The 17,979-nt window shown below is 63.8% G+C and carries 20 protein-coding genes; 11 read left to right on the forward strand and 9 right to left on the reverse strand.

The window, feature by feature from the left end:
• The first annotated feature begins 1 nt into the window (after nt 1).
• Nucleotides 2-1,042 (forward strand): FUSC family protein, encoded by a 1,041-nt coding sequence (locus KHO49_RS18515; protein ID WP_180988475.1) that lies wholly within the window; start codon nt 2-4, stop codon nt 1,040-1,042.
• Here KHO49_RS18515 and KHO49_RS18520 read toward each other — a convergent pair.
• On the reverse strand, nt 1,039-2,244 hold the full coding sequence (locus tag KHO49_RS18520) for a molybdopterin molybdotransferase MoeA (RefSeq protein WP_213665598.1): 1,206 nt from the start codon (nt 2,242-2,244) through the stop codon (nt 1,039-1,041). The genes KHO49_RS18515 and KHO49_RS18520 overlap by 4 nt on opposite strands.
• Entirely contained in the window at nt 2,241-2,780 is a 540-nt protein-coding gene (moaB, locus tag KHO49_RS18525) for a molybdenum cofactor biosynthesis protein B (RefSeq protein ID WP_102881605.1), read from the reverse strand. Before moaB ends, KHO49_RS18520 begins: the two co-directional genes overlap by 4 nt.
• A gap of 226 nt (nt 2,781-3,006) precedes the next feature.
• Here moaB and mobA point away from each other — a divergent pair, with 226 nt between their 5' ends.
• The 3 genes from mobA to fdhD all read left to right on the forward strand — a co-directional run bounded on the left by mobA (nt 3,007) and on the right by fdhD (nt 5,508).
• The gene (gene mobA, locus KHO49_RS18530) at nt 3,007-3,624 is read left to right on the forward strand and encodes a molybdenum cofactor guanylyltransferase MobA (protein ID WP_213665984.1); all 618 of its coding nucleotides are present in this window, start codon (nt 3,007-3,009) and stop codon (nt 3,622-3,624) included.
• Between the two features lie 108 nt (nt 3,625-3,732).
• Nucleotides 3,733-4,626 carry a LysR family transcriptional regulator gene (locus KHO49_RS18535; protein ID WP_102864827.1) on the forward strand — a complete coding sequence of 298 codons (894 nt, stop codon included), beginning with the start codon at nt 3,733-3,735 and terminating at the stop codon, nt 4,624-4,626.
• Nucleotides 4,627-4,680: 54 nt separating this feature from the next.
• Nucleotides 4,681-5,508 (forward strand): formate dehydrogenase accessory sulfurtransferase FdhD, encoded by an 828-nt coding sequence (fdhD, locus tag KHO49_RS18540; RefSeq protein WP_213665599.1) that lies wholly within the window; start codon nt 4,681-4,683, stop codon nt 5,506-5,508.
• 88 nt (nt 5,509-5,596) lie between these two features.
• On the opposite strand, the gene moaE is transcribed toward fdhD, so the two are convergent.
• From moaE to moaA, 5 genes are read right to left on the reverse strand one after another with little or no spacing between them, the layout of a single operon-like run.
• Nucleotides 5,597-6,055 carry a molybdopterin synthase catalytic subunit MoaE gene (gene moaE, locus KHO49_RS18545; protein WP_213665600.1) on the reverse strand — a complete coding sequence of 153 codons (459 nt, stop codon included), beginning with the start codon at nt 6,053-6,055 and terminating at the stop codon, nt 5,597-5,599.
• Between the two features lie 3 nt (nt 6,056-6,058).
• Nucleotides 6,059-6,310 (reverse strand): MoaD/ThiS family protein, encoded by a 252-nt coding sequence (locus KHO49_RS18550; RefSeq protein WP_102864824.1) that lies wholly within the window; start codon nt 6,308-6,310, stop codon nt 6,059-6,061.
• Entirely contained in the window at nt 6,307-6,789 is a 483-nt protein-coding gene (moaC, locus tag KHO49_RS18555; protein ID WP_213665601.1) for a cyclic pyranopterin monophosphate synthase MoaC, read from the reverse strand. The genes KHO49_RS18550 and moaC overlap by 4 nt, the downstream gene beginning before the upstream one ends.
• A 26-nt stretch (nt 6,790-6,815) precedes the next feature.
• Nucleotides 6,816-7,715, reverse strand: a complete 900-nt coding sequence (locus KHO49_RS18560) for a bestrophin family protein (RefSeq protein WP_102881610.1) — start codon at nt 7,713-7,715, stop codon at nt 6,816-6,818.
• A gap of 45 nt (nt 7,716-7,760) precedes the next feature.
• On the reverse strand, nt 7,761-8,759 hold the full coding sequence (moaA, locus tag KHO49_RS18565; protein WP_102881611.1) for a GTP 3',8-cyclase MoaA: 999 nt from the start codon (nt 8,757-8,759) through the stop codon (nt 7,761-7,763).
• Nucleotides 8,760-9,216: 457 nt separating this feature from the next.
• Here moaA and KHO49_RS18570 point away from each other — a divergent pair, with 457 nt between their 5' ends.
• From KHO49_RS18570 to KHO49_RS18590, 5 genes are all read left to right on the forward strand, one after another.
• Nucleotides 9,217-11,541, forward strand: a complete 2,325-nt coding sequence (locus KHO49_RS18570; RefSeq protein ID WP_213665602.1) for an FdhF/YdeP family oxidoreductase — start codon at nt 9,217-9,219, stop codon at nt 11,539-11,541.
• Between the two features lie 132 nt (nt 11,542-11,673).
• On the forward strand, nt 11,674-13,095 hold the full coding sequence (locus tag KHO49_RS18575; RefSeq protein ID WP_110596652.1) for a cytochrome ubiquinol oxidase subunit I: 1,422 nt from the start codon (nt 11,674-11,676) through the stop codon (nt 13,093-13,095).
• Between the two features lie 16 nt (nt 13,096-13,111).
• Nucleotides 13,112-14,128: a cytochrome d ubiquinol oxidase subunit II gene (cydB, locus tag KHO49_RS18580; protein WP_102881614.1), complete on the forward strand. Its 1,017-nt coding sequence runs from the start codon at nt 13,112-13,114 to the stop codon at nt 14,126-14,128.
• Nucleotides 14,115-14,255 (forward strand): hypothetical protein, encoded by a 141-nt coding sequence (locus KHO49_RS18585; RefSeq protein ID WP_170003137.1) that lies wholly within the window; start codon nt 14,115-14,117, stop codon nt 14,253-14,255. The genes cydB and KHO49_RS18585 overlap by 14 nt, the downstream gene beginning before the upstream one ends.
• Entirely contained in the window at nt 14,248-14,403 is a 156-nt protein-coding gene (locus KHO49_RS18590; RefSeq protein ID WP_102881615.1) for a DUF2474 domain-containing protein, read from the forward strand. The genes KHO49_RS18585 and KHO49_RS18590 overlap by 8 nt, the downstream gene beginning before the upstream one ends.
• Nucleotides 14,404-14,459: 56 nt before the next feature.
• Here the strand turns inward: KHO49_RS18590 and KHO49_RS18595 are convergent, their stop codons facing one another.
• Complete coding sequence (locus KHO49_RS18595) at nt 14,460-15,434, reverse strand: Dyp-type peroxidase (protein WP_110596651.1); 975 nt, start codon at nt 15,432-15,434, stop codon at nt 14,460-14,462.
• 135 nt (nt 15,435-15,569) lie between these two features.
• The gene (locus KHO49_RS18600; protein WP_213665603.1) at nt 15,570-16,463 is read right to left on the reverse strand and encodes a DMT family transporter; all 894 of its coding nucleotides are present in this window, start codon (nt 16,461-16,463) and stop codon (nt 15,570-15,572) included.
• A gap of 132 nt (nt 16,464-16,595) precedes the next feature.
• Between KHO49_RS18600 and KHO49_RS18605 the strand changes: the two genes are divergently transcribed.
• Both KHO49_RS18605 and KHO49_RS18610 read left to right on the forward strand, forming a co-directional pair.
• Nucleotides 16,596-17,033, forward strand: coding sequence for an Lrp/AsnC family transcriptional regulator (locus KHO49_RS18605; RefSeq protein WP_213665604.1), 438 nt, complete (start codon nt 16,596-16,598; stop codon nt 17,031-17,033).
• A 302-nt stretch (nt 17,034-17,335) separates the two neighbouring features.
• Nucleotides 17,336-17,977 carry a response regulator gene (locus KHO49_RS18610; protein ID WP_102881619.1) on the forward strand — a complete coding sequence of 214 codons (642 nt, stop codon included), beginning with the start codon at nt 17,336-17,338 and terminating at the stop codon, nt 17,975-17,977.
• Nucleotides 17,978-17,979: the final 2 nt, after the last annotated feature.

Below are 17,979 nucleotides of genomic sequence, written 5' to 3' on the forward strand. Positions count from 1 at the left end.
GCTGCAGCGCCTGCTGCGTCCCCTGCTGGACCCGTACCGGCGCTACCGTCACGCCCGCCTGATCCACGCGGTGCGGGTCGCCCTCGGCCTGATCGCCACCATTCTCCTGACCACCGGCCTCAACCTGCCCCACGGCGAGTGGGCGTCGGTGACCATGCTAGTGGTGATCGGCGGCCTGCAGCACCACGGCAACATCGGCAAGAAGGCCGCCGAGCGGGCCATCGGCACCCTGGTGGGCGCCGGGGTCGGCCTGGTGCTGGTGGTGCAGCAGGCGTACTTCGGCCATCCCTGGCTGACCTACCTGGGCATGTCGGCGGTGTGCGGCTACTTTTCCTACCACGCCATCGGCAAGGGCGGGTATACCGCGCTGCTGGCAGCGATCACCGTGTTCATCGTCGCCGGCCATGGCGACAACCAGATCAGCGACGGCCTGTGGCGCGCGGTGGACATTCTCATCGGCATTGCCCTGGCCCTGGCGTTTTCCTTCGCCATTCCGCTGTACGCGGTGTATTCCTGGCGCTACACCCTGGCCAGCGCCCTGCGCGACTGCGCCCAGTTGTACGGACGGATCATCCAGGGCCAGTCGGTGACCGACGACGAACACCTCAAGCTCCTGGGCCGGGTCAACGCCGCCATGCTGCAACTGCGTTCGCTGATGCCTTCGGTGTCCAAGGAAGTGCGGATTTCCATGACCGAGCTGGACGCCATCCAGCGCAATCTGCGGATGTGCATCAGCACCCTGGAGATCCTCGGCAACACCCGCCCCGATGCCAGCGACCGGCAAGCCATGGCGCAGATGCAACTGGCACTCAAGGCCGAACACCGGCAGATCCGCGTGCAGTTGATCGGCATGGCCCGGGCCCTGCAAACGGGGGGCACCCAGCGCCTGGACAAACCCCTGGAAGGCCATGCCGACAAGGCCCTGGAGGCGCCGGTGTATTCGCCCCTTGACGGTTACCGGCTGCTCACCCGGCAGTTGGCCGCGACCCTGGGCGAAATGCGCCAGCGACTGGCCAAAAGCGCCCGGCACTGGAAGATTTAAAACAACTCGCTAAAAGGAATGAAACGCGCCGCGTCACCCACCTGCAGGGTGTGGCCTTCAAGGATCTCCACCAGGCCATCGGCCCAGGAGGCTCCCAGCAATACCCCCGAGCTCTGGTTCGGATAGAGCACGGCGCGGCCGTTTTCCAGGCGCGCCCGCAGGTATTCCCGGCGGCTGCCGGCCTTGGGCCAGTTGAAGGCCACGCTGACCGGCACACTCAAGGGCGCAACCTGCTCCACTCCCTGAATCCGCAACAGGTAGGCCCGGGCCAGCAGGCCGAAGGTCACCAGGGCCGAGGCCGGATTGCCCGGCAGGCCGATCACCGGCACCTGGCCGAAGTGGCCCACCGTCAGCGGTTTTCCGGGTTTGATGGCGAGCTTCCAGAACAGCGGTCGACCATCGCTCCTCAGCACCTGGCCCAGGCAGTCGGCATCCCCCGCCGAGACCCCGCCGGTGGTCAGGATCAGGTCCGCGCCGTGCTGCAACTGTTCCAGCCTGAACCGGGTCTGCTGTGGCTGGTCGGGAAGAATCCCGGCGTCGATGACCTCGCAGCCCAGGCTGTCGAGCCAGTGGCGGAGCAAGGTGCGGTTGCTGTTGTAGATGCAACCCGGGCGCATGGGCATGCCCGGTTCCAGCAGTTCATCGCCGGTGGACAGCAACGCCACTCGCGGACGGCGCACCACTTGCAGCTCGGTGCAGCCCTGAGCGGCGGCCACCGCCAGTTCGAAAGGCCCCAGGCGCTTGCCGGCTTGCAACAGCACATCACCGGCCCGGTTCTCCTGGCCTTGGGGACGGATGTTCTGTCCCGGTTTCAGCGCCTGGGTGAAGCGCGCCCGGCCATCCTCCAGCAACTCGACGTTCTCCTGCATCTCCACGCAGTCAGCGCCGGCAGGCACCGGGGCGCCGGTGAAGATCCGCGCACAGGTGCCCGGCTGCAAGGGGTCGCCGGGCTGACCGGCAAAGATCGTCTGTGACACCACCAGTGGCTGGCCGTCCCAGTGCTGCAGGTTGAGGGCATAACCGTCCATGGCGCTGTTGGCCCAGGGCGGCAGGTCCAGGGTCGCCAACAGATCGCTGGCCAGCACCCGTTGCCGGGCATGCTCCAGGGCCAGGGTTTCGCTTTGCGTCAGACGTTGGGTATCGGCCATGGCCAGCAGGCTGGCCAGTGCTTCTTCCAGCGGCATCAAGTGGCCCTGGCTCATCCCCGGGACTCGCAGGCCTGCACCGGCTTGAGGTGCGGCACGAAATTGCACGGCCGATGGCGGGCATCCAGCTGCTCGGCGAGGATGCCTTCCCAGGCGGTGCGGCAGGCCCCGGTGGAGCCCGGCAGGCAACACACCAGGGTGCCGTTGGCCAGCCCGGCCAGGGCCCGGCTCTGTACCGTGGAGGTGCCGATATCGAGGATCGAGATGGCGCGGAACAGCTCGCCAAAACCGTCGATATGCTTGTCCAGCAGGCAACTCACGGCTTCGGGGGTGCTGTCGCGGCCGGTGAAGCCGGTGCCGCCGGTGATCAACACCACCTGGATGCGCTCGTCGGCGATCCAGGCCGCCACCTGGGCGCGGATCTTGTACAGATCGTCCTTGAGCAGGTTGCGTTCGCTCAGGGTGTGGCCGGCTTCCAGCAGGCGACTGACCAGCAGTTGCCCGGAGGTGTCCGTGGCGTATTCCCGGGTATCGCTGACCGTCAGCACGGCCATGTTCAAGGGTACAAACAACGCATCCGACTTCACGCTCATGTCATTCTCCGACCGGCAAGATAAAAACCATGGATGCAGGCTAAAGGCCCGAAACCGCGGCTGTCTAATCGTTCTGGCTGACCGGATTATCGAGGCGCTCTATCGTCAACCGCGGTTTGGCGTGGCGGTTGATAAAGCCCATCAATCGGCCATTCAACACTTCCGATTGGACGTGCCCGAAGGACAATGCCATCGTTTGCGCCACCGACCTGATATGCGTCCCGCCATGACCCCGATCCAGCCTGCACCCGCCTGTTCCCTGCCCTGCTCGATCCTGCTGCTGGCCGGTGGCCGCGGCTCGCGCATGGGCGGCCAGGACAAGGGCCTGGTGACCTGGCACGGCCAGCCGCTGATTGCCCATGTGCAGAAGGTGGTGCGGCCCTTCAGCGATGACCTGATCATTTCCTGCAACCGCAACGCCGAGCAGTACCGGCCCTATGCCGATCGTTTGGTGGCGGATGAGCAGGAGGACTTTCCCGGCCCTCTGGCGGGCGTGCTGGCAGGCCTGGCAGTGGCCCGGCATCCCTGGCTGCTGGTGCTGGCCTGCGACGCGCCGCGGATCGACAGCGCGCTGATCCAGGCCCTGCTGGATGCCCGCGCAGCGCACGCCCCTCATCCGCTGATGGTGCAGCAGGCCGGGTACTGGCAACCTATGTTCAGCCTGATTCCCACGGCGCTGGCAGCGAGCTTGCGCCAAGCCTGGAACCTGGGTGAACGCAGCCTGCTGCGGGCCCTGGCGCCCCATGGACTGAGCGCCCTGCCCTGCGCCGCGGACGACCCGCGACTGAGCAATTTCAACACCCCTGAACTACTGTCTGAAACAGACTCCGGGCCCTTGGCCTGAACGCCGAAGGTGTGCCCCGAGGGTCTGGCTCGGGAAGACTGAACGTCTTTCCACAGACCGGACACCTGCGTTACTACTGACTCCGATTTCCTCACCACAGGTGCCATTGTGGACATCAAGCAACTCAAGTTTCTCATCGCCCTGGAACAGACCCGACACTTCGGCCAGGCCGCCGCGCGCTGCCACATCACCCAGCCGACCCTGTCCATGCGCCTGCGCAACCTGGAGGACGAACTGGACCTGATCCTGGTGACCCGGGGCCAGCGCTTCGAAGGCTTCACCGAGGCCGGTGAACGGGTGCTGGCCTGGGCCAAGACCCTGCTGGCGGCCCATGACGGGCTGTTCGCCGAAGCCGCTGCTTGTCGCGGGCAATTGGTGGGCAACCTGCGCCTGGGCCTGGTGCCGCTGAGCGGCTTCAACCCCATCAGCTATGTACAGAAGCTGTCGGCGAGCTTTCCCGAACTCAAGTTCAGCCTGTCGTCCGCCAGCTCCGACCGGATCATCGAGGACATAGGCAACAACCAGCTGGACCTGGGGGTCTGCTACCTGGACCACGTCAACCCCAACTACCTGGACTTCTTCGAGATCGGCGAGACCCGGGTCGGCCTGCTCTATGACACCCGGCACTTTCATTTCGAAGGCAGCGAGATGAGCTGGGAGGACGCCGCCGAGCTGCCCCTGGGGATGCTCAGCACCGGCATGCACTATCGCAAGTCCATCGACCTGAGCTTTCGCAGCCGTGGCCTCAACCCGACGCCGATCCTGGAGAGCGATTCCACCTACCAGCTGTTCCAGGCCATTCACGAAGGCTTCTGCTGCTCGATCATGCCGTTGGACAGCGGCCTGGATTCGCCCATCGACAACCTGGCCTTTATCCAGCTGCCGGATGCCAGCGTGCTGGCGCCCCTGGGCCTGGTGATGCGCAAGACCGAGCCGCGCTCGGCGATTGCCGAAAAGTGCTTTGCCGAAGCCAGGAAACTCTTTGCCATCAAGGGCGAATGAACGCCCCCGGAGCCAGCGTGCCCCGGAGTGAATCGACTGTATTGAGGTGTCGTCATGGTTTGCCGTATCGAACAAACGGAGCAACAGCCCGAGGCCAATGCTCCGGCGCCCGCGCCGCAGCGCGTGACCTATCGCGAATACAGCCCCGAGGGCGGGGTGGCCGAGGCGCCGCTGGCCGCGGAGATTGCCCTGGCCATCACCTACAACGGCCTGAGCCAGGCGGTGATGATGGTGTCTCCCGGCAACCTGGAGGATTTCATTCGCGGCTTCAGCATCACCAACGACATCGTCAGCGACCTCAGCGAAATCTACGACATCCGCCTGAGCCACTTTCCCCAGGCCTGCCAGGCCGATGTGCAGATTTCCAGCCGAGCCTTCTGGGCCCTCAAGGACCATCGCCGGCAAATGGCCGGAACCAGCGGCTGCGGGTTATGCGGCGTGGAAGCCCTGGAACAGGCGCTGCCGCAACTGCAGAGCCTCGAACCTTCATCGCTGCCCCCCGCCGAGCATCTGCAGGGCCTGCGCGAGCGCATCGAACAGGCCCAGCACATGGCCCGCAGCAGCGGCGCCCTGCACGCGGCGCTGTACGTCGATGAACAGGGTGAAGTGCGCCTGTGCCAGGAAGACATCGGCCGCCACAACGCCCTGGACAAGCTGATCGGCGCCCTGCTGAACGCCGGGATCGATGGCCGCCAGGGGTTCACCGTGGTCACCAGCCGCTGCAGCCTGGAGTTGATCCACAAGGCCGTGCGCGCCCGCCTCGGCACCCTGGTCAGCCTTTCCGCGCCTACCGCGCTGACCGTGCAATGGGCCAACAAGCACCACCTGAACCTGATTCACGTGCCCCACCGCAACGCCCCGCGGATCTACAGCCCGGTGTAAATGCACAACGCCGGATGACAGGCATCCGGCGTTGTTCCCCACCTTCCCTCAAGCCTCACTCACCGGCATAAGCTCAACGTTCTCCCGCTCAACGTTCTGCAACCCAACGTTCGGCAGCCCGCCGGTCGCTCTCGCGTCCGTCGATCCAGCGTTCGCCGCCGGGGGTGACTTCGCGCTTCCAGAACGGGGCGCGGGTCTTGAGGTAATCCATGATGAAGGCGCAGGCCTCGAAGGCGGCTTGCCGGTGGGCACTGGCCACGCCGACAAAGACGATGGGCTCGCCCACCTGCAGCAACCCTACCCGATGCACCAGGCTCACCCGGTTCAGCGGCCAACGCTCCCGGGCCTGTTGCACGATGCCCTGCAGCGAGCGCTCGGTCATGCCCGGGTAGTGTTCCAGGTACAAGCTCTGTACCGCCTCCCCCAGGTTGAGGTCGCGCACATAACCGACAAAGGTCACCACCGCGCCGACACGGCTATCGCCGGCCTGCAGGCCGACGCTGAGTTGATCAAGGTTGAAGGCCTGGGTCTGCACCTGAACGCTCATGCCTCAGCCCCCGGTCACTTGAGGAAAGAAGGCGATTTCATCGAAGTCCTCGATGACCGCATCGAGCTTGCACAGGTCCTGGTTCAGCGCGCACATCAGGCTGCTTTCCCCCAGCACCGTGGCCCAGGTTTCACCCCGGGCCATCAGCAACTGGCGCACGTCATCGACGGTGTGCAGGTCGGCGTCCAGGGGCAGTTTCTCGCCGCCGCTGCCCAGCTGTTCGCGGTAGCGGGCAAAGTAATTGACCAGAATCATTGCGTTTCTCCAGCGATGAACAGCCCTGATTTGCCGCCCTGCTTCTTCAGCAGTTGCAGGCCCTCGATGACCATGCTCCGGTCCACCGCCTTGCACATGTCGTAGATCGTCAGCGCCGCCACGCTGGCGGCGGTCATGGCTTCCAGCTCGACCCCGGTGGCGCCGTTGAGCCGGCAGCAGGTGGTGATCCGTACCCGGTCCGGCGGCAGCGCTTGCAGTTCGACGCGGATGCCGCTGAGCAGCAGCGGATGACACAGGGGAATCAGTTCGTGGGTCTTCTTCGCCGCCATGATCCCGGCGATGCGCGCCACGGCGAACACGTCGCCCTTGGGATGGCCGTTGTCCTGGATCAGTTGCAGGGTCGCCGGGAGCATGCGCACCCAGGCCTGGGCCTGGGCTTCGCGCTCGGTTGCGGCCTTGCAGGTGACATCCACCATGCTGGCCCGGCCCTGGGCGTCCAGGTGAGTGAGTTCGTTCATGTGCAACCTCGGATAAAGACAGTGGATCAGCTCAGGACATAGTCCACCGGCACCAGGGCCGGCGGCAGTTCAGTGGCCCCCAGGGCGTCGAGAATCTCGCGTTCGAGGGTGCGCACCAGGGCGTCCATCGGCAGGTCGTTCTCGTCGTGGCCAAAGGGGTCTTCCAGCTCGTCGCCAATGGCGTCCAGGCCAAAGAAGGTGTAACTGACGATGGCGGTGAAGATCGGCGTCAGCCAGCCCAGGGGCTCGGCCATGGCAAAGGGCAAGAGGATGCAGAACATGTAGCTGGTGCGGTGCAGCAGCAAGGTGTAGGGGAACGGCAGCGGCGTGCCCTTGATCCGCTCGCAGGTGGTTTGCGCGGCGGTGATCCCGGACAGCAGATTGGCGATCAGCAGGTAGCGCCACTCGCTGATCACGCCCGAAGTCGCCAGGGCCGAGCACTGGCGCGACACCTGGCGCAGGATGCTGTCCGGCAGGTTCGGCGTCCGGGCCGCCGGCCAATGGCTGAGCCAGGTGCCTGCCGCGCTGAGCTCGTCTTCCTGGCGCAGCCGGGCCTTGAGGGCGTGGGCGAAACCGCACAGGTCCCGCAGGATGCTGCTGCGGGCCTGGGCATCGCCGAGCACCTGGGTTTCGCGGATCAGCGAGCGCACCTCGGTGAGCACCGCGCCCAGGGCCTTGCGCCCTTCGTACCAGCGGTCGTAACAGGCGTTGTTGCGAAAGCTCATGAAGATCGACAGCGACAGGCCGAGCAAGGTGAAGGGCGTGGCGTTGACCTTGGAAAAGTATGCCGGGTGCAGGGTTTCGATCAGCACGATGGCCGAGGCCAGCAGGGTCACCAGCAGACTGCGCAGGGCGATGCGCTTGGCAATCGAGCCCTTGAGGGAGATCAGCACGCTGATCAGGTTGGGTTTGGATCTGACGATCATCGGGGCACGGCCTGTAAAGCAAAGAAGGCGGAGATGGCGGACCGATCAGCCGCCGGTCATGTTCATGAAACGCACCACCTGGACCTCGTCGTTGAGCTCGAAATGGTGGCGATAGGGCTTGAGCTTCATCGCCTCGACAATGGCCCGCTGCAGGCGCTCGGCGTCGCCGGGATGGGCGCGCAGCACGGCCTTGAGGTCCACCGAGTGTTCGTTGCCCAGGCACAGCAGCAAGCGCCCTTCCACTGTCAGCCGTACGCGGTTGCAGGTGCCGCAGAAGTTGTGGCTGTGGGGCGAGATGAAGCCCAGGCGGATCTGCGGCGCCTCGGCCAGGCGCCAGTAGCGCGACGGCCCCTGGGTCGACTCGGCGGACTCCATCAGGGTGTAGCGCTCGGCGATCCGCTCACGGACCTGGGCGCTGGAAAAGAACGCATCGCTGCGGCTGTGCTCGCTGATGCTGCCCAGGGGCATCTCCTCGATAAACGAGAGGTCCAGGCTGCGGTCGATGGCGAACGCCACCAGTTCGTTGATCTCCTGGTCGTTGCGCCCTTTCATCACCACGCAGTTGAGCTTGGTGCGCGCAAAACCCGCAGCGTTGGCCGCATCGATGCCGGCGATGACCTGGGCCAGGTCTCCGGTGCGGGTCAGTTGGCGAAACAGCTTCGGGTCCAGGCTGTCGAGGCTGATGTTCAGGCGCTTGACCCCGGCCTCGAACAGCGGCGCTGCCAGCTTGCCCAGTTGCGAGCCATTGGTGGTCATGCACAGCTCCCGCAGCCCCGGCAATTGCCCGATGCGCTCGCACAGTTGCACCACCCCGGGACGGATCAGCGGCTCGCCACCGGTGAGGCGGATCTTGCGCGTACCCAGGGCGACGAAACGCTGCGCCAGCTGGTACAGCTCTTCCAGGGTCAGGATGCGTTGGCGCGGCAGAAACTGCATGTCCTCGGCCATGCAATACACGCAACGAAAATCGCAACGATCGGTCACCGACATACGTAAATAGTCGACCCGTCGAGCAAAGCCATCCACCAATACTTGATCTGACATCACAGCCTCTGTCGACGCTTGCGACCTATAGGTCTTAGTTGTAATTCGCGGCCACAAACGACCGTTAAGGAGTTGTTGGCGGCAAGACTAAGAGCAATTAAAAGTTGCGTCCAATCGCTATTTGCAACTGATTGATCAATGCACTCTATCAACGAAAAAACCGCCCGCAATCAGCAACAGCAATTCAACTCAAACCATTGATTATCATGACTTTTAATTCGTGATAGAGGCTTTCGATCAGCCGGTCATTAATTGCGATTAGACAGCCCATACAGGCGCCGAATAGGCTTTATTCGTGGCCCATGAAACGGGCCCTATAAGTGACTCCGTTGCCCCAAACAGATCCGAACTTAAACGGCTTCACCACAAAACCGCATTTAGCCTGTGCAGTAAAACAATCACTGACATTGATTCAACGTCGGGCGGTTGCCTGCGTGCGCTGTATTGGAGAAATATCATGAGCGAAGTTGATCGATATAAACCCTACAAGGGGGCGGCCGCCGGTTGGGGGGCACTGATCGCGGTGACCAGGAACTGGCTGGGCAGTGAAAACGCCTTCAAGAACATCCGTGCCATGCTCAAGACCAACCAGAACGGCGGCTTCGACTGCCCGGGCTGCGCCTGGGGCGAGTCGCCGGAAAACGGCATGGTCAAGTTCTGCGAGAACGGCGCCAAGGCGGTCAACTGGGAAGCCACCGGGCGCCTGGTGAACCCGGCCTTCTTCAACAAATACACGGTCTCGGCCCTGGCCGCGCAGAGCGACTACTGGCTCGAATACCAGGGCCGCCTGACCCACCCGATGCGCTACGACGCGTCCCAGGACCGCTATGTGGAAACCACCTGGGACGAGGCCTTCGAGCTGATCGCCAGCCACCTCAAGGGCCTGGACTCGCCGAACCAGGCGGAGTTCTACACCTCGGGCCGGGCCAGCAACGAGGCGGCCTATCTGTATCAGCTGTTCGTGCGCGCCTATGGCACCAACAACTTTCCCGACTGCTCGAACATGTGCCACGAGGCCAGTGCCGTGGGCATGTTCGAAAGCGTTGGCGTGGGCAAGGGCACGGTAGTGTTCCATGACCTTGAAGAAGCCGACGCGATCTTCGTCATCGGCCAGAACCCCGGCACCAACCACCCACGGATGCTGGAGCCGCTGCGCGAGGCGGTGAAACGCGGTGCCCAGGTGATCTGCTTCAACCCGCTCAAGGAGCGCGGCCTGGAACGCTTCCAGCATCCGCAGCACCCGCTGGAGATGCTCAGCAACGGCTCCGAGCCCACCTCCTCGGCCTACTTCCGCCCGGCCCTGGGCGGCGACATGGCGGCCTTTCGCGGCATCGCCAAGTTCCTCCTGCGCTGGGAGCGCGAGGCCCTGGCCAACAATGGCGAAGCGGTGTTCGACCGGGCCTTTATCGCCGAGCACACCTCGGGCCTGGACAGCTACCTGGCCGAGGTCGATGCCACGTCCTGGAACCACATCGTCGAGCAGTCCGGGCTGACGCTGGCCGACATCGAGCTGGCGGCGCGCATGTACCGCAAGGCCAAGCGCGCAATCATGTGCTGGGCCATGGGCCTGACCCAGCACACCCATTCGGTGCCGACCATCCAGGAAGTGATCAACGTGCTGTTGCTGCGGGGCAATATCGGCCGCCCCGGCGCCGGCCTGTCGCCGGTGCGCGGCCACAGCAACGTGCAGGGCGACCGCACCATGGGCATCAACGAACTGGCGCCCACCGAGCTGCTGGATGCCCTGGAAACGCGCTTTGGCTTCAAGCCGCCACGGGAGCACGGGCACAACACAGTGATGGCGATCTCGGCCATGGAACAGGGCCGGGCCAAGGTGTTCATCGGCCTGGGGGGCAACTTCGCCCAGGCCACCCCGGACACCCCGCGCACCCACGCCGCCCTGCGCAACTGCGAGCTCACTGTGCACATTGCCACCAAGCTCAACCGCAGCCATCTGGTGACCGGTCGCGAGGCGCTGATCCTGCCGTGCCTGGGCCGCACCGATATCGATATCCAGGCCAATGGCCCCCAAGGCATCACCGTGGAAGACACCTTCAGCATGGTGCACATCTCCCATGGCCAACTGAAACCCAAGTCGCCGCACCTGCGCTCGGAACCGGCGATCATCGCCGGGATCGCCAACGCCACCCTGGGCCAGCACCCCATCGACTGGCTGTGGACCATCGAAGACTACGGACGCATCCGCGACCTGATCGCCGACACCATCCCGGGGTTCGAGGACTTCAATCTCAAGCTGCTGCACCCCGGCGGTTTCCACCTGGGCAACGACGCCACCCAGCGGCGCTGGAACACCGCCACCGGCAAGGCGCGCTTCATCCCCAGCGTGCTGCCCGAGCACCTGATCAGTGCCGGGGTGCGCAAGCTCAAGGTCAAGCCGGACCTGATCCTGCAGACCATGCGTTCCCACGACCAGTACAACACCACCCTGTATGGCCTGGATGACCGCTATCGCGGGGTCTACGGCATGCGCGAGGTGCTGTTCGCCAACGAACAGGACATTCGCCAGCTGGGTTTCGAGCCGGGACAGAAGGTCGACATCGTCTCGCTGTGGGACGACGGTCGGGAGCGTCGGGTCAGCGGTTTCACCCTGATCGCCTACGACATTCCCACCGGCCAGTCCGCCGCCTACTACCCGGAAACCAACCCCCTGGTGCCCCTGGAAAGCTATGGCGACCGCACCTACACGCCGACCTCCAAGTTCATCGCCATCCGCCTGGAGCCGGCTGCGGCCAGCAACCTGATCCAGTCCGTCGGCGTGTGACCCAGCCTGGGGCGGTGCGATCGCCACCCCAGCCTTTACCTGTGCAGTACCCCTGCCCCCGCCACGAGCCCACGGGTTCGCGACGGCCGCGCAGTGCCTGCTCGGGCATCAAGCCATTACGAGGGTATCGTCATGTTTCATCTACAGGCGCTCGACCTTGCACGCATCCAGTTCGCGTTCACGGTCTCGTTCCACATCATCTTTCCCGCCATCACCATCGGCCTGGCCAGTTTCCTGGCGGTGCTCGAAGGGCTGTGGCTCAAGACCCACAACAGCACTTACAAGGACCTGTATCACTTCTGGTCGAAGATCTTCGCCGTCAACTTCGGTATGGGCGTGGTCTCCGGGCTGGTCATGGCTTATGAGTTCGGCACCAACTGGAGCCGCTTCTCGGACTTTGCCGGGAGCATCACCGGGCCGCTGCTGACCTATGAGGTGCTGACCGCGTTCTTCCTTGAAGCGGGCTTTCTCGGGGTCATGCTGTTCGGCTGGAACCGGGTCGGCCGCGGGCTGCACTTCTTCGCCACGATGATGGTGGCCATCGGCACCCTGATCTCGACCTTCTGGATTCTCGCCTCCAACAGCTGGATGCAGACGCCCCAGGGCTTCTCCATCGTCGATGGGCGGATCATGCCCATGGACTGGCTGGCGATCGTCTTCAACCCGTCGTTCCCCTTCCGCCTGGCGCACATGGCGATTGCTGCGTTCGTCGCCACGGCGTTCTTCGTCGGATCAAGCGCCGCCTGGCACCTGCTGCGGGGCAACAACACGCCGCCAGTACGCAAGATGTTGTCCATGGCGCTGTGGATGGCGCTGATCGTGGCGCCGATCCAGGCGGTGGTCGGTGACGCCCACGGCCTCAACACCCTGGAACATCAACCGGCAAAAATCGCCGCCATCGAAGGCCACTGGGAAAACCACGGCAGCGAACCCTCGCCCCTGGTGCTGTTCGGCATTCCCAACATGGACGGCGAAAAAACCGACTACGCCGTGGAAGTGCCCTACCTGGGCAGCCTGATCCTGACCCACAGCCTGGACAAACAGATCCCTGCACTCAAGAGCTTCCCCAAGGGGGACCGTCCCAACTCGGCCATCGTGTTCTTCAGCTTCCGCATCATGGCCGGGCTGGGCATGTTGATGATCCTCACCGGGGTGCTGGGCCTGCTGTTGCGGCGTAACGACGCGCTGTACCGCAACCGCCTGTTCCTGCGCCTGGTGCTGTGGATGGGCCCCACCGGCCTGATCGCCATGCTGGCGGGCTGGATCACCACCGAAGTCGGGCGCCAGCCCTGGGTGGTGTACGGCCTGCTGCGCACCAGCGACGCCGCGTCCAACCACAGCGTGACCCAACTGAGCATCTCCCTGGCGCTGTTCGTGGTGATCTACTTCTCGGTGTTCGCGGTGGGCATCGGCTACATGATGAAGCTGGTGCGCAAGGGCCCGCAGCCCCACCACGAGCACCCGCCGACCCACCCTGTCGGCCAGGAGCCAACGCCGCGCCGTCCACTGTCCGCCATCGCCGAGACCTTTGCGTCCAGCGACCACCACCATTGAAACAAGGGATATCGACATGACGATTCAAGGCATAGACCTGTCGTTGATCTGGGGCGTGATCATTGCCTTCGGGGTGATGATGTACGTGATCATGGACGGCTTCGACCTGGGGCTGGGGATTCTCTTCCCGCTGATCCCCGATGCCCGGGAACGGGACGTGATGATGAACACCGTGGCCCCGGTCTGGGACGGTAACGAGACCTGGCTGATCCTCGGTGGCGCAGCGCTGTACGGTGCCTTTCCCCTGGCCTACTCGGTGATTCTCGAAGCCCTGTACCTGCCGCTGATCTTCATGCTGGCGGGGCTGATCTTCCGCGGCGTGGCCTTCGAGTTCCGCTTCAAGGCCAGCCCGCAAAAACGCCACATCTGGGACTGGGCCTTTATCGGCGGCTCGCTGCTGGCGACCCTGTGCCAGGGCATCGTGATCGGCACTTACATTTCCGGCATCCCGGTGGTCAATCGCCAGTTCGCCGGCGGTTCCCTGGACTGGCTGGCGCCCTTCCCGCTGTTCTGCGGCCTGGGTCTGATCGTGGCCTATGCGCTGCTGGGCAGCACCTGGCTGCTGGTCAAGACCGAAGGCATGCTCGAAGCGCGCATGCGCCACTACACCCGGCCTCTGGCGTTCGCGCTGATGGCCGTGGTGGCGGTGTTGTGCGTCTGGACCCCGCTGCTGCACCCGGAGATTGCCACCCGCTGGTTCAGCCATGCCCATATCGTGATCTTCAGTGCGCTGCTGGTGCTGGGCCTGCTGGCGTTGTGCGGACTGCTGGGCACCTTGCGCCAGCATCATTCCCACTGGCCCTTCGTGTTCACCCTGGTGCTGGTGTTCCTCGGCTACATCGGCCTGGCGTTCAGCATCTGGCCGAACATCGTGCCGCCGTCCATCAGCCTGTGGGACGCGGCATCGCCCCTGTCCAGCCAGTTGTTCATCCTGATCGGCACCCTGTTCATCCTGCCGATCATCCTGATGTACACCTGCTGGAGCTACTACGTGTTCCGCGGCAAAGTGAGGATTGGCGATGGCTACCATTGATCGAGCAAAGTCCCTGACCAGCCAGCCCTGGCACCGGCAAGTGGCGCAGTTGAGTCTGCTGTTCTTTGGCCTGGTGCTGATGCTCGCCTGCAGCGGTGCACTGATGCTGGAGCTGGCTCATGGATAAGGTCACGACCCAACCTGCGCAACCGGCACCCGGCTGGCAGCGCCTGCTGTGGATGCTCGGCATCTGGCTGGCCAGTGTGATCGGCCTGGGGCTGGTGGCCGGCCTGTTGCGGCTGCTGATGCAGGCCGCCGGAATGCACAGCCACTGAGGATGGGTATAACGCCTGGAACCCCGACCCGCAGCAGCGTGCCGGGGTTTTGCCGTTTACTGGCCGGCTGCAGCGCGCTCGGCCAGGTCTTCCAGCAGATCGGCAGATGGCACGAAGAACAGCCCGCCGGTGACCGCCGTACTGAAATCCAGCAGGCGATCGTAGTTGCCCGCCGGGCGACCGACGAACATGTTCTCCAGCATCTGCTCCACCGGCCGTGGCGAGCGGGCGTAGCCGATGAAGTAGGTGCCGAATTCCCCGGCGCCCGGACGGCCAAAGGGCATGTTGTCGCGCAGGATCTTCACTTCCTCGCCGTTCTCTTCCAGGGTGGTCAGGGAACTGTGGGAACAGCTGGGTTTGACTGAATCATCCAGCTCGATATCCGCCAGCTTGGTGCGGCCGATGATGCGTTCCTGAGCCTCCACCGTCAGCTCGTTCCAGGCCGCCATGTTGTGCAGGTACTTCTGCACCAGCACGTAGCTGCCATTGCAGAACGGCGGGTCCTCATCGCCGATCAGGGTGAAATCCACGGCCTCGCGGCCTTCCGGGTTCTCGGTGCCGTCGACGAAGCCGACCATGCTGCGCATGTCGAAATAACGAAAGCCCTGGACCTCGTCCACCACCTTGACTGCATCCCCCAGAGGCTTGAGCAGTTGCGTGGCCAGTTCGAAGCACAGGTCCATCTGCTCGGCGCGGATGTGCAGCAGCAGGTCGCCCGGGGTGGATGGCGCGCGGCGCCCTTCCACGCCCACTTCACGGAAAGCGTGCAACGCAGCCGGACGCGGGCCGCCGAACAACCGGTCCCAGGCACTGGAGCCAAAACCGCAGACACAGGACAGATTGCCCCCCGGCACGCGCTTGCCCACCGAACGGGTCAGGGCGGCGACATCGGCGCACCACTCACGCACGGTTTTCGCCGCGCTGGCGCCGGGGGCCAGGGTGGCGACGATAAAGATGGCGCTACGGGTGATGGGGTTGCAGATGGCTTGCGGCTCGGGCTTGCGCTCGGCCAGGGAGTAAGGCTGGGTCATTATGGCTTCCACAGGCTGCGGTCGGAAAAATCACCGACAGGAAAATAGCAGATTGTGGCCGTGGCGAGGGCGCTTGCTGCCGCTGGAAGGCTGGCGTGAAACCCTTTGCAGGCCCCCGCCCAGCGCCCCCCGCGCTCATTGCAAAACGCTGCGCTGACGCTTGAGGGTCCAGCCCTGCTGCATGCCGGCGGCGGCCAGCAGAATCGCGCCGACGCCCACCCATTGCAGCAGGCCCAGGCGATGACCGAAGGCCAGCCAGTCGACGAAGATCGCCGCAATCGGATAGATGAAGGACAAGGCCCCGGTCAACGCCGTCGGCAGCTTCTGGATCGCCCCATACAACAGCACGTACATCACCCCGGTATGCACGATGCCCAGGGTCAGCAGGCTGGCCCAGGCCGTGGCCTGCTGGGGCGGCGTAGCGAGGTTGGCCCAGGGCGCCAACAACAGCACCCCGGTGCACACCTGGATCAGCGCGATCAGGTGTGGCGGCGTGCCGCTCAGGCGCTTGATCAGCAGCGCGGCAAAGGCGTACAGCAAGGCGGCGCCCAGGGCCAGGGCGATGCCCAGCAGGTAGTCGTTGCCGGTTTCGCCCTGGGTGCCGTGGGCGCTGACGATGGCCAGCATTCCGGCAAAGGACAGGCACAGCCAGAACAGCTTCTGCGGGGTGATCTTCTCCCCCAGGACCAGCGCCCCCAGGGCCACCAGGATAAAAGGCTGGACGTTGTACACCGCGGTGCCGATGGCGATCGAGGCTCGGGAATAGGAGCCGAACAACAGCACCCAGTTACCGACAATGGCCACGCCGCTGAGCACCGCCAGGATCAGCGCACGCTTGGTCAGAATGTTCTTACGAAGAAAACCGAAAGCGCCACAAATAAGTAGCAAAGTCCCGGCGCCGAACAGGCAACGCCAGAACACCACGTCCAGCACCGGTTGCCCGGACACCAGGACGAACCAGCCGATGGTTCCGGAAATCAGCATGGCGGCGGTCATTTCCAGCGAGCCGCGGCGCATCAGTGCATCCATCATCAATCTCCTCTAACAGTGGCCAAATTATGCCCAGCGCAACCTGCCCGTCGCCAGTTCAAAACCTAGGCTAGACTCAATCAAGGCCTTTTTTATCAAGGCAAAACAGCCATCCCACCTAACGAGATCGCCATGCTTGATGCCATCGACCAGGCACTGATCAGTGCCCTGATGCAGGACTCCCGCCGCTCCCTCAAGGCCCTGGCGCAGATCAGTGGGCTGTCCGCCCCCAGCGTTGCCGAGCGCTTGAAAAGATTGGAAGAACGCGGCGTGATCCGCGCTTATACCCTGGAGATCGATCCAAAACTTCTTGGCTACCAGTTGCAGGCCATCGTCCGCATTCGCCCCTTGCCGGGCAAACTGCAGGAAGTGGAACGGCAGATCCTGGCGATTGCCGAGTTCACCGAATGCGACAAGGTCACCGGTGACGACTGCTTTATCGCCCGCCTTCAAGTGCGCTCCATGGAACAGCTGGACAGCCTGCTGGACCGCCTCAACCATTTCGCCGAAACCAACACCGCGATCATCAAGAAATCGCCGATCAAGCGGCGTTTGCCACCCCTGGATTAAGACCGTGAATTGGGCGTCTTCACCCCAGAAAAAGCCCCTGGAACAAGCAAGAAATTTCCCTCTGGAGCGGCCGTTCTAGAGGCGTTTCTTACAAAAACTTACCCGACTTCTAGGCCGCTTTTCAGAAAGCTTCCCATCAGACATAAGACGATTCTTAAAATCCCCCAGACGTCTTTTTGGCGTCAATTTCAGTGATACCCTGCGAATCCTCTGACGACCCCACTAGCAAAATGCCTGCTCCTTTGCGGAAGCTGCGCATTGTTGTGGGCTCATGCCTGTCGAAAAGCCGAGTACAAGAACCCATGCCGATCCGCGTCCAGATAGCCGATGACCATCCCTTGACCCTGATTGGGATTCATACCCTGCTGGAAAACCGCGCCGAACTGGAAATCGTTGCCCAGGCCCACAGCGTGGAAGCCTTGTTGGAAAACCTGCAGCGCCAGCCCTGCGACCTGCTGCTGACCGACCTGATGATGCCCGGCGGCGATCAGGTGGATGGGATTCGTCTGATCAGGCGACTGCGTTCACGCTACCCGGAGTTGGCCATCGTGGTGATCACCATGCTCGACAACCCGGCGCTGATCAGCAGCCTGCTCAAGCTCGGAATCCAAGGCTTGGTGAGCAAGCGCGGTTTGCTCAACGACCTGCCCAAGGCGATTGCCGCCCACCCGCGGGCACCTTTCGTGTCGCCGTCGATCCAGCATCTGCTGGACACCAGCACCGCCTTGCATGGCAAGCCGCTGCTGCAGCCCGAGCAGTTGTCGGCCAGAGAGATCGAGGTGCTGCGTCTGTACGGCACCGGCATGAGCATCGGCGCCATCGCCCAACACTTGTGCCGCAGCAAACAGACCATCAGCACGCAAAAGAGCAGCGCCATGCGCAAGCTAGGCCTGGACACCTCGGCCAGCCTGTTTCTGTACATCCAGGAACACGGCCTGAGCTGAGC

Origin of the sequence: Pseudomonas sp. RC4D1 (genome assembly GCF_018390395.1) — a bacterium.
Taxonomy (GTDB): domain Bacteria; phylum Pseudomonadota; class Gammaproteobacteria; order Pseudomonadales; family Pseudomonadaceae; genus Aquipseudomonas; species Aquipseudomonas danubii.

Bases quoted from the DNA above. Each gene is read 5' to 3' on its own strand.
- KHO49_RS18600 (WP_213665603.1), bottom strand. From the start codon at position 16,463: ATGGATGCACTGATGCGCCGCGGCTCGCTGGAAATGACCGCCGCCATG.
- KHO49_RS18585 (WP_170003137.1), top strand. From the start codon at position 14,115: ATGGCTACCATTGATCGAGCAAAGTCCCTGACCAGCCAGCCCTGGCAC.
- cydB (WP_102881614.1), top strand. From the start codon at position 13,112: ATGACGATTCAAGGCATAGACCTGTCGTTGATCTGGGGCGTGATCATT.
- KHO49_RS18605 (WP_213665604.1), top strand. From the start codon at position 16,596: ATGCTTGATGCCATCGACCAGGCACTGATCAGTGCCCTGATGCAGGAC.
- KHO49_RS18560 (WP_102881610.1), bottom strand. From the start codon at position 7,715: ATGATCGTCAGATCCAAACCCAACCTGATCAGCGTGCTGATCTCCCTC.
- moaE (WP_213665600.1), bottom strand. From the start codon at position 6,055: ATGAGCGTTCAGGTGCAGACCCAGGCCTTCAACCTTGATCAACTCAGC.
- KHO49_RS18610 (WP_102881619.1), top strand. From the start codon at position 17,336: ATGCCGATCCGCGTCCAGATAGCCGATGACCATCCCTTGACCCTGATT.
- moaC (WP_213665601.1), bottom strand. From the start codon at position 6,789: ATGAACGAACTCACTCACCTGGACGCCCAGGGCCGGGCCAGCATGGTG.
- mobA (WP_213665984.1), top strand. From the start codon at position 3,007: ATGACCCCGATCCAGCCTGCACCCGCCTGTTCCCTGCCCTGCTCGATC.
- KHO49_RS18520 (WP_213665598.1), bottom strand. From the start codon at position 2,244: ATGAGCCAGGGCCACTTGATGCCGCTGGAAGAAGCACTGGCCAGCCTG.
- fdhD (WP_213665599.1), top strand. From the start codon at position 4,681: ATGGTTTGCCGTATCGAACAAACGGAGCAACAGCCCGAGGCCAATGCT.
- KHO49_RS18590 (WP_102881615.1), top strand. From the start codon at position 14,248: ATGGATAAGGTCACGACCCAACCTGCGCAACCGGCACCCGGCTGGCAG.
- KHO49_RS18570 (WP_213665602.1), top strand. From the start codon at position 9,217: ATGAGCGAAGTTGATCGATATAAACCCTACAAGGGGGCGGCCGCCGGT.
- KHO49_RS18550 (WP_102864824.1), bottom strand. From the start codon at position 6,310: ATGATTCTGGTCAATTACTTTGCCCGCTACCGCGAACAGCTGGGCAGC.
- moaB (WP_102881605.1), bottom strand. From the start codon at position 2,780: ATGAGCGTGAAGTCGGATGCGTTGTTTGTACCCTTGAACATGGCCGTG.
- moaA (WP_102881611.1), bottom strand. From the start codon at position 8,759: ATGTCAGATCAAGTATTGGTGGATGGCTTTGCTCGACGGGTCGACTAT.
- KHO49_RS18575 (WP_110596652.1), top strand. From the start codon at position 11,674: ATGTTTCATCTACAGGCGCTCGACCTTGCACGCATCCAGTTCGCGTTC.
- KHO49_RS18595 (WP_110596651.1), bottom strand. From the start codon at position 15,434: ATGACCCAGCCTTACTCCCTGGCCGAGCGCAAGCCCGAGCCGCAAGCC.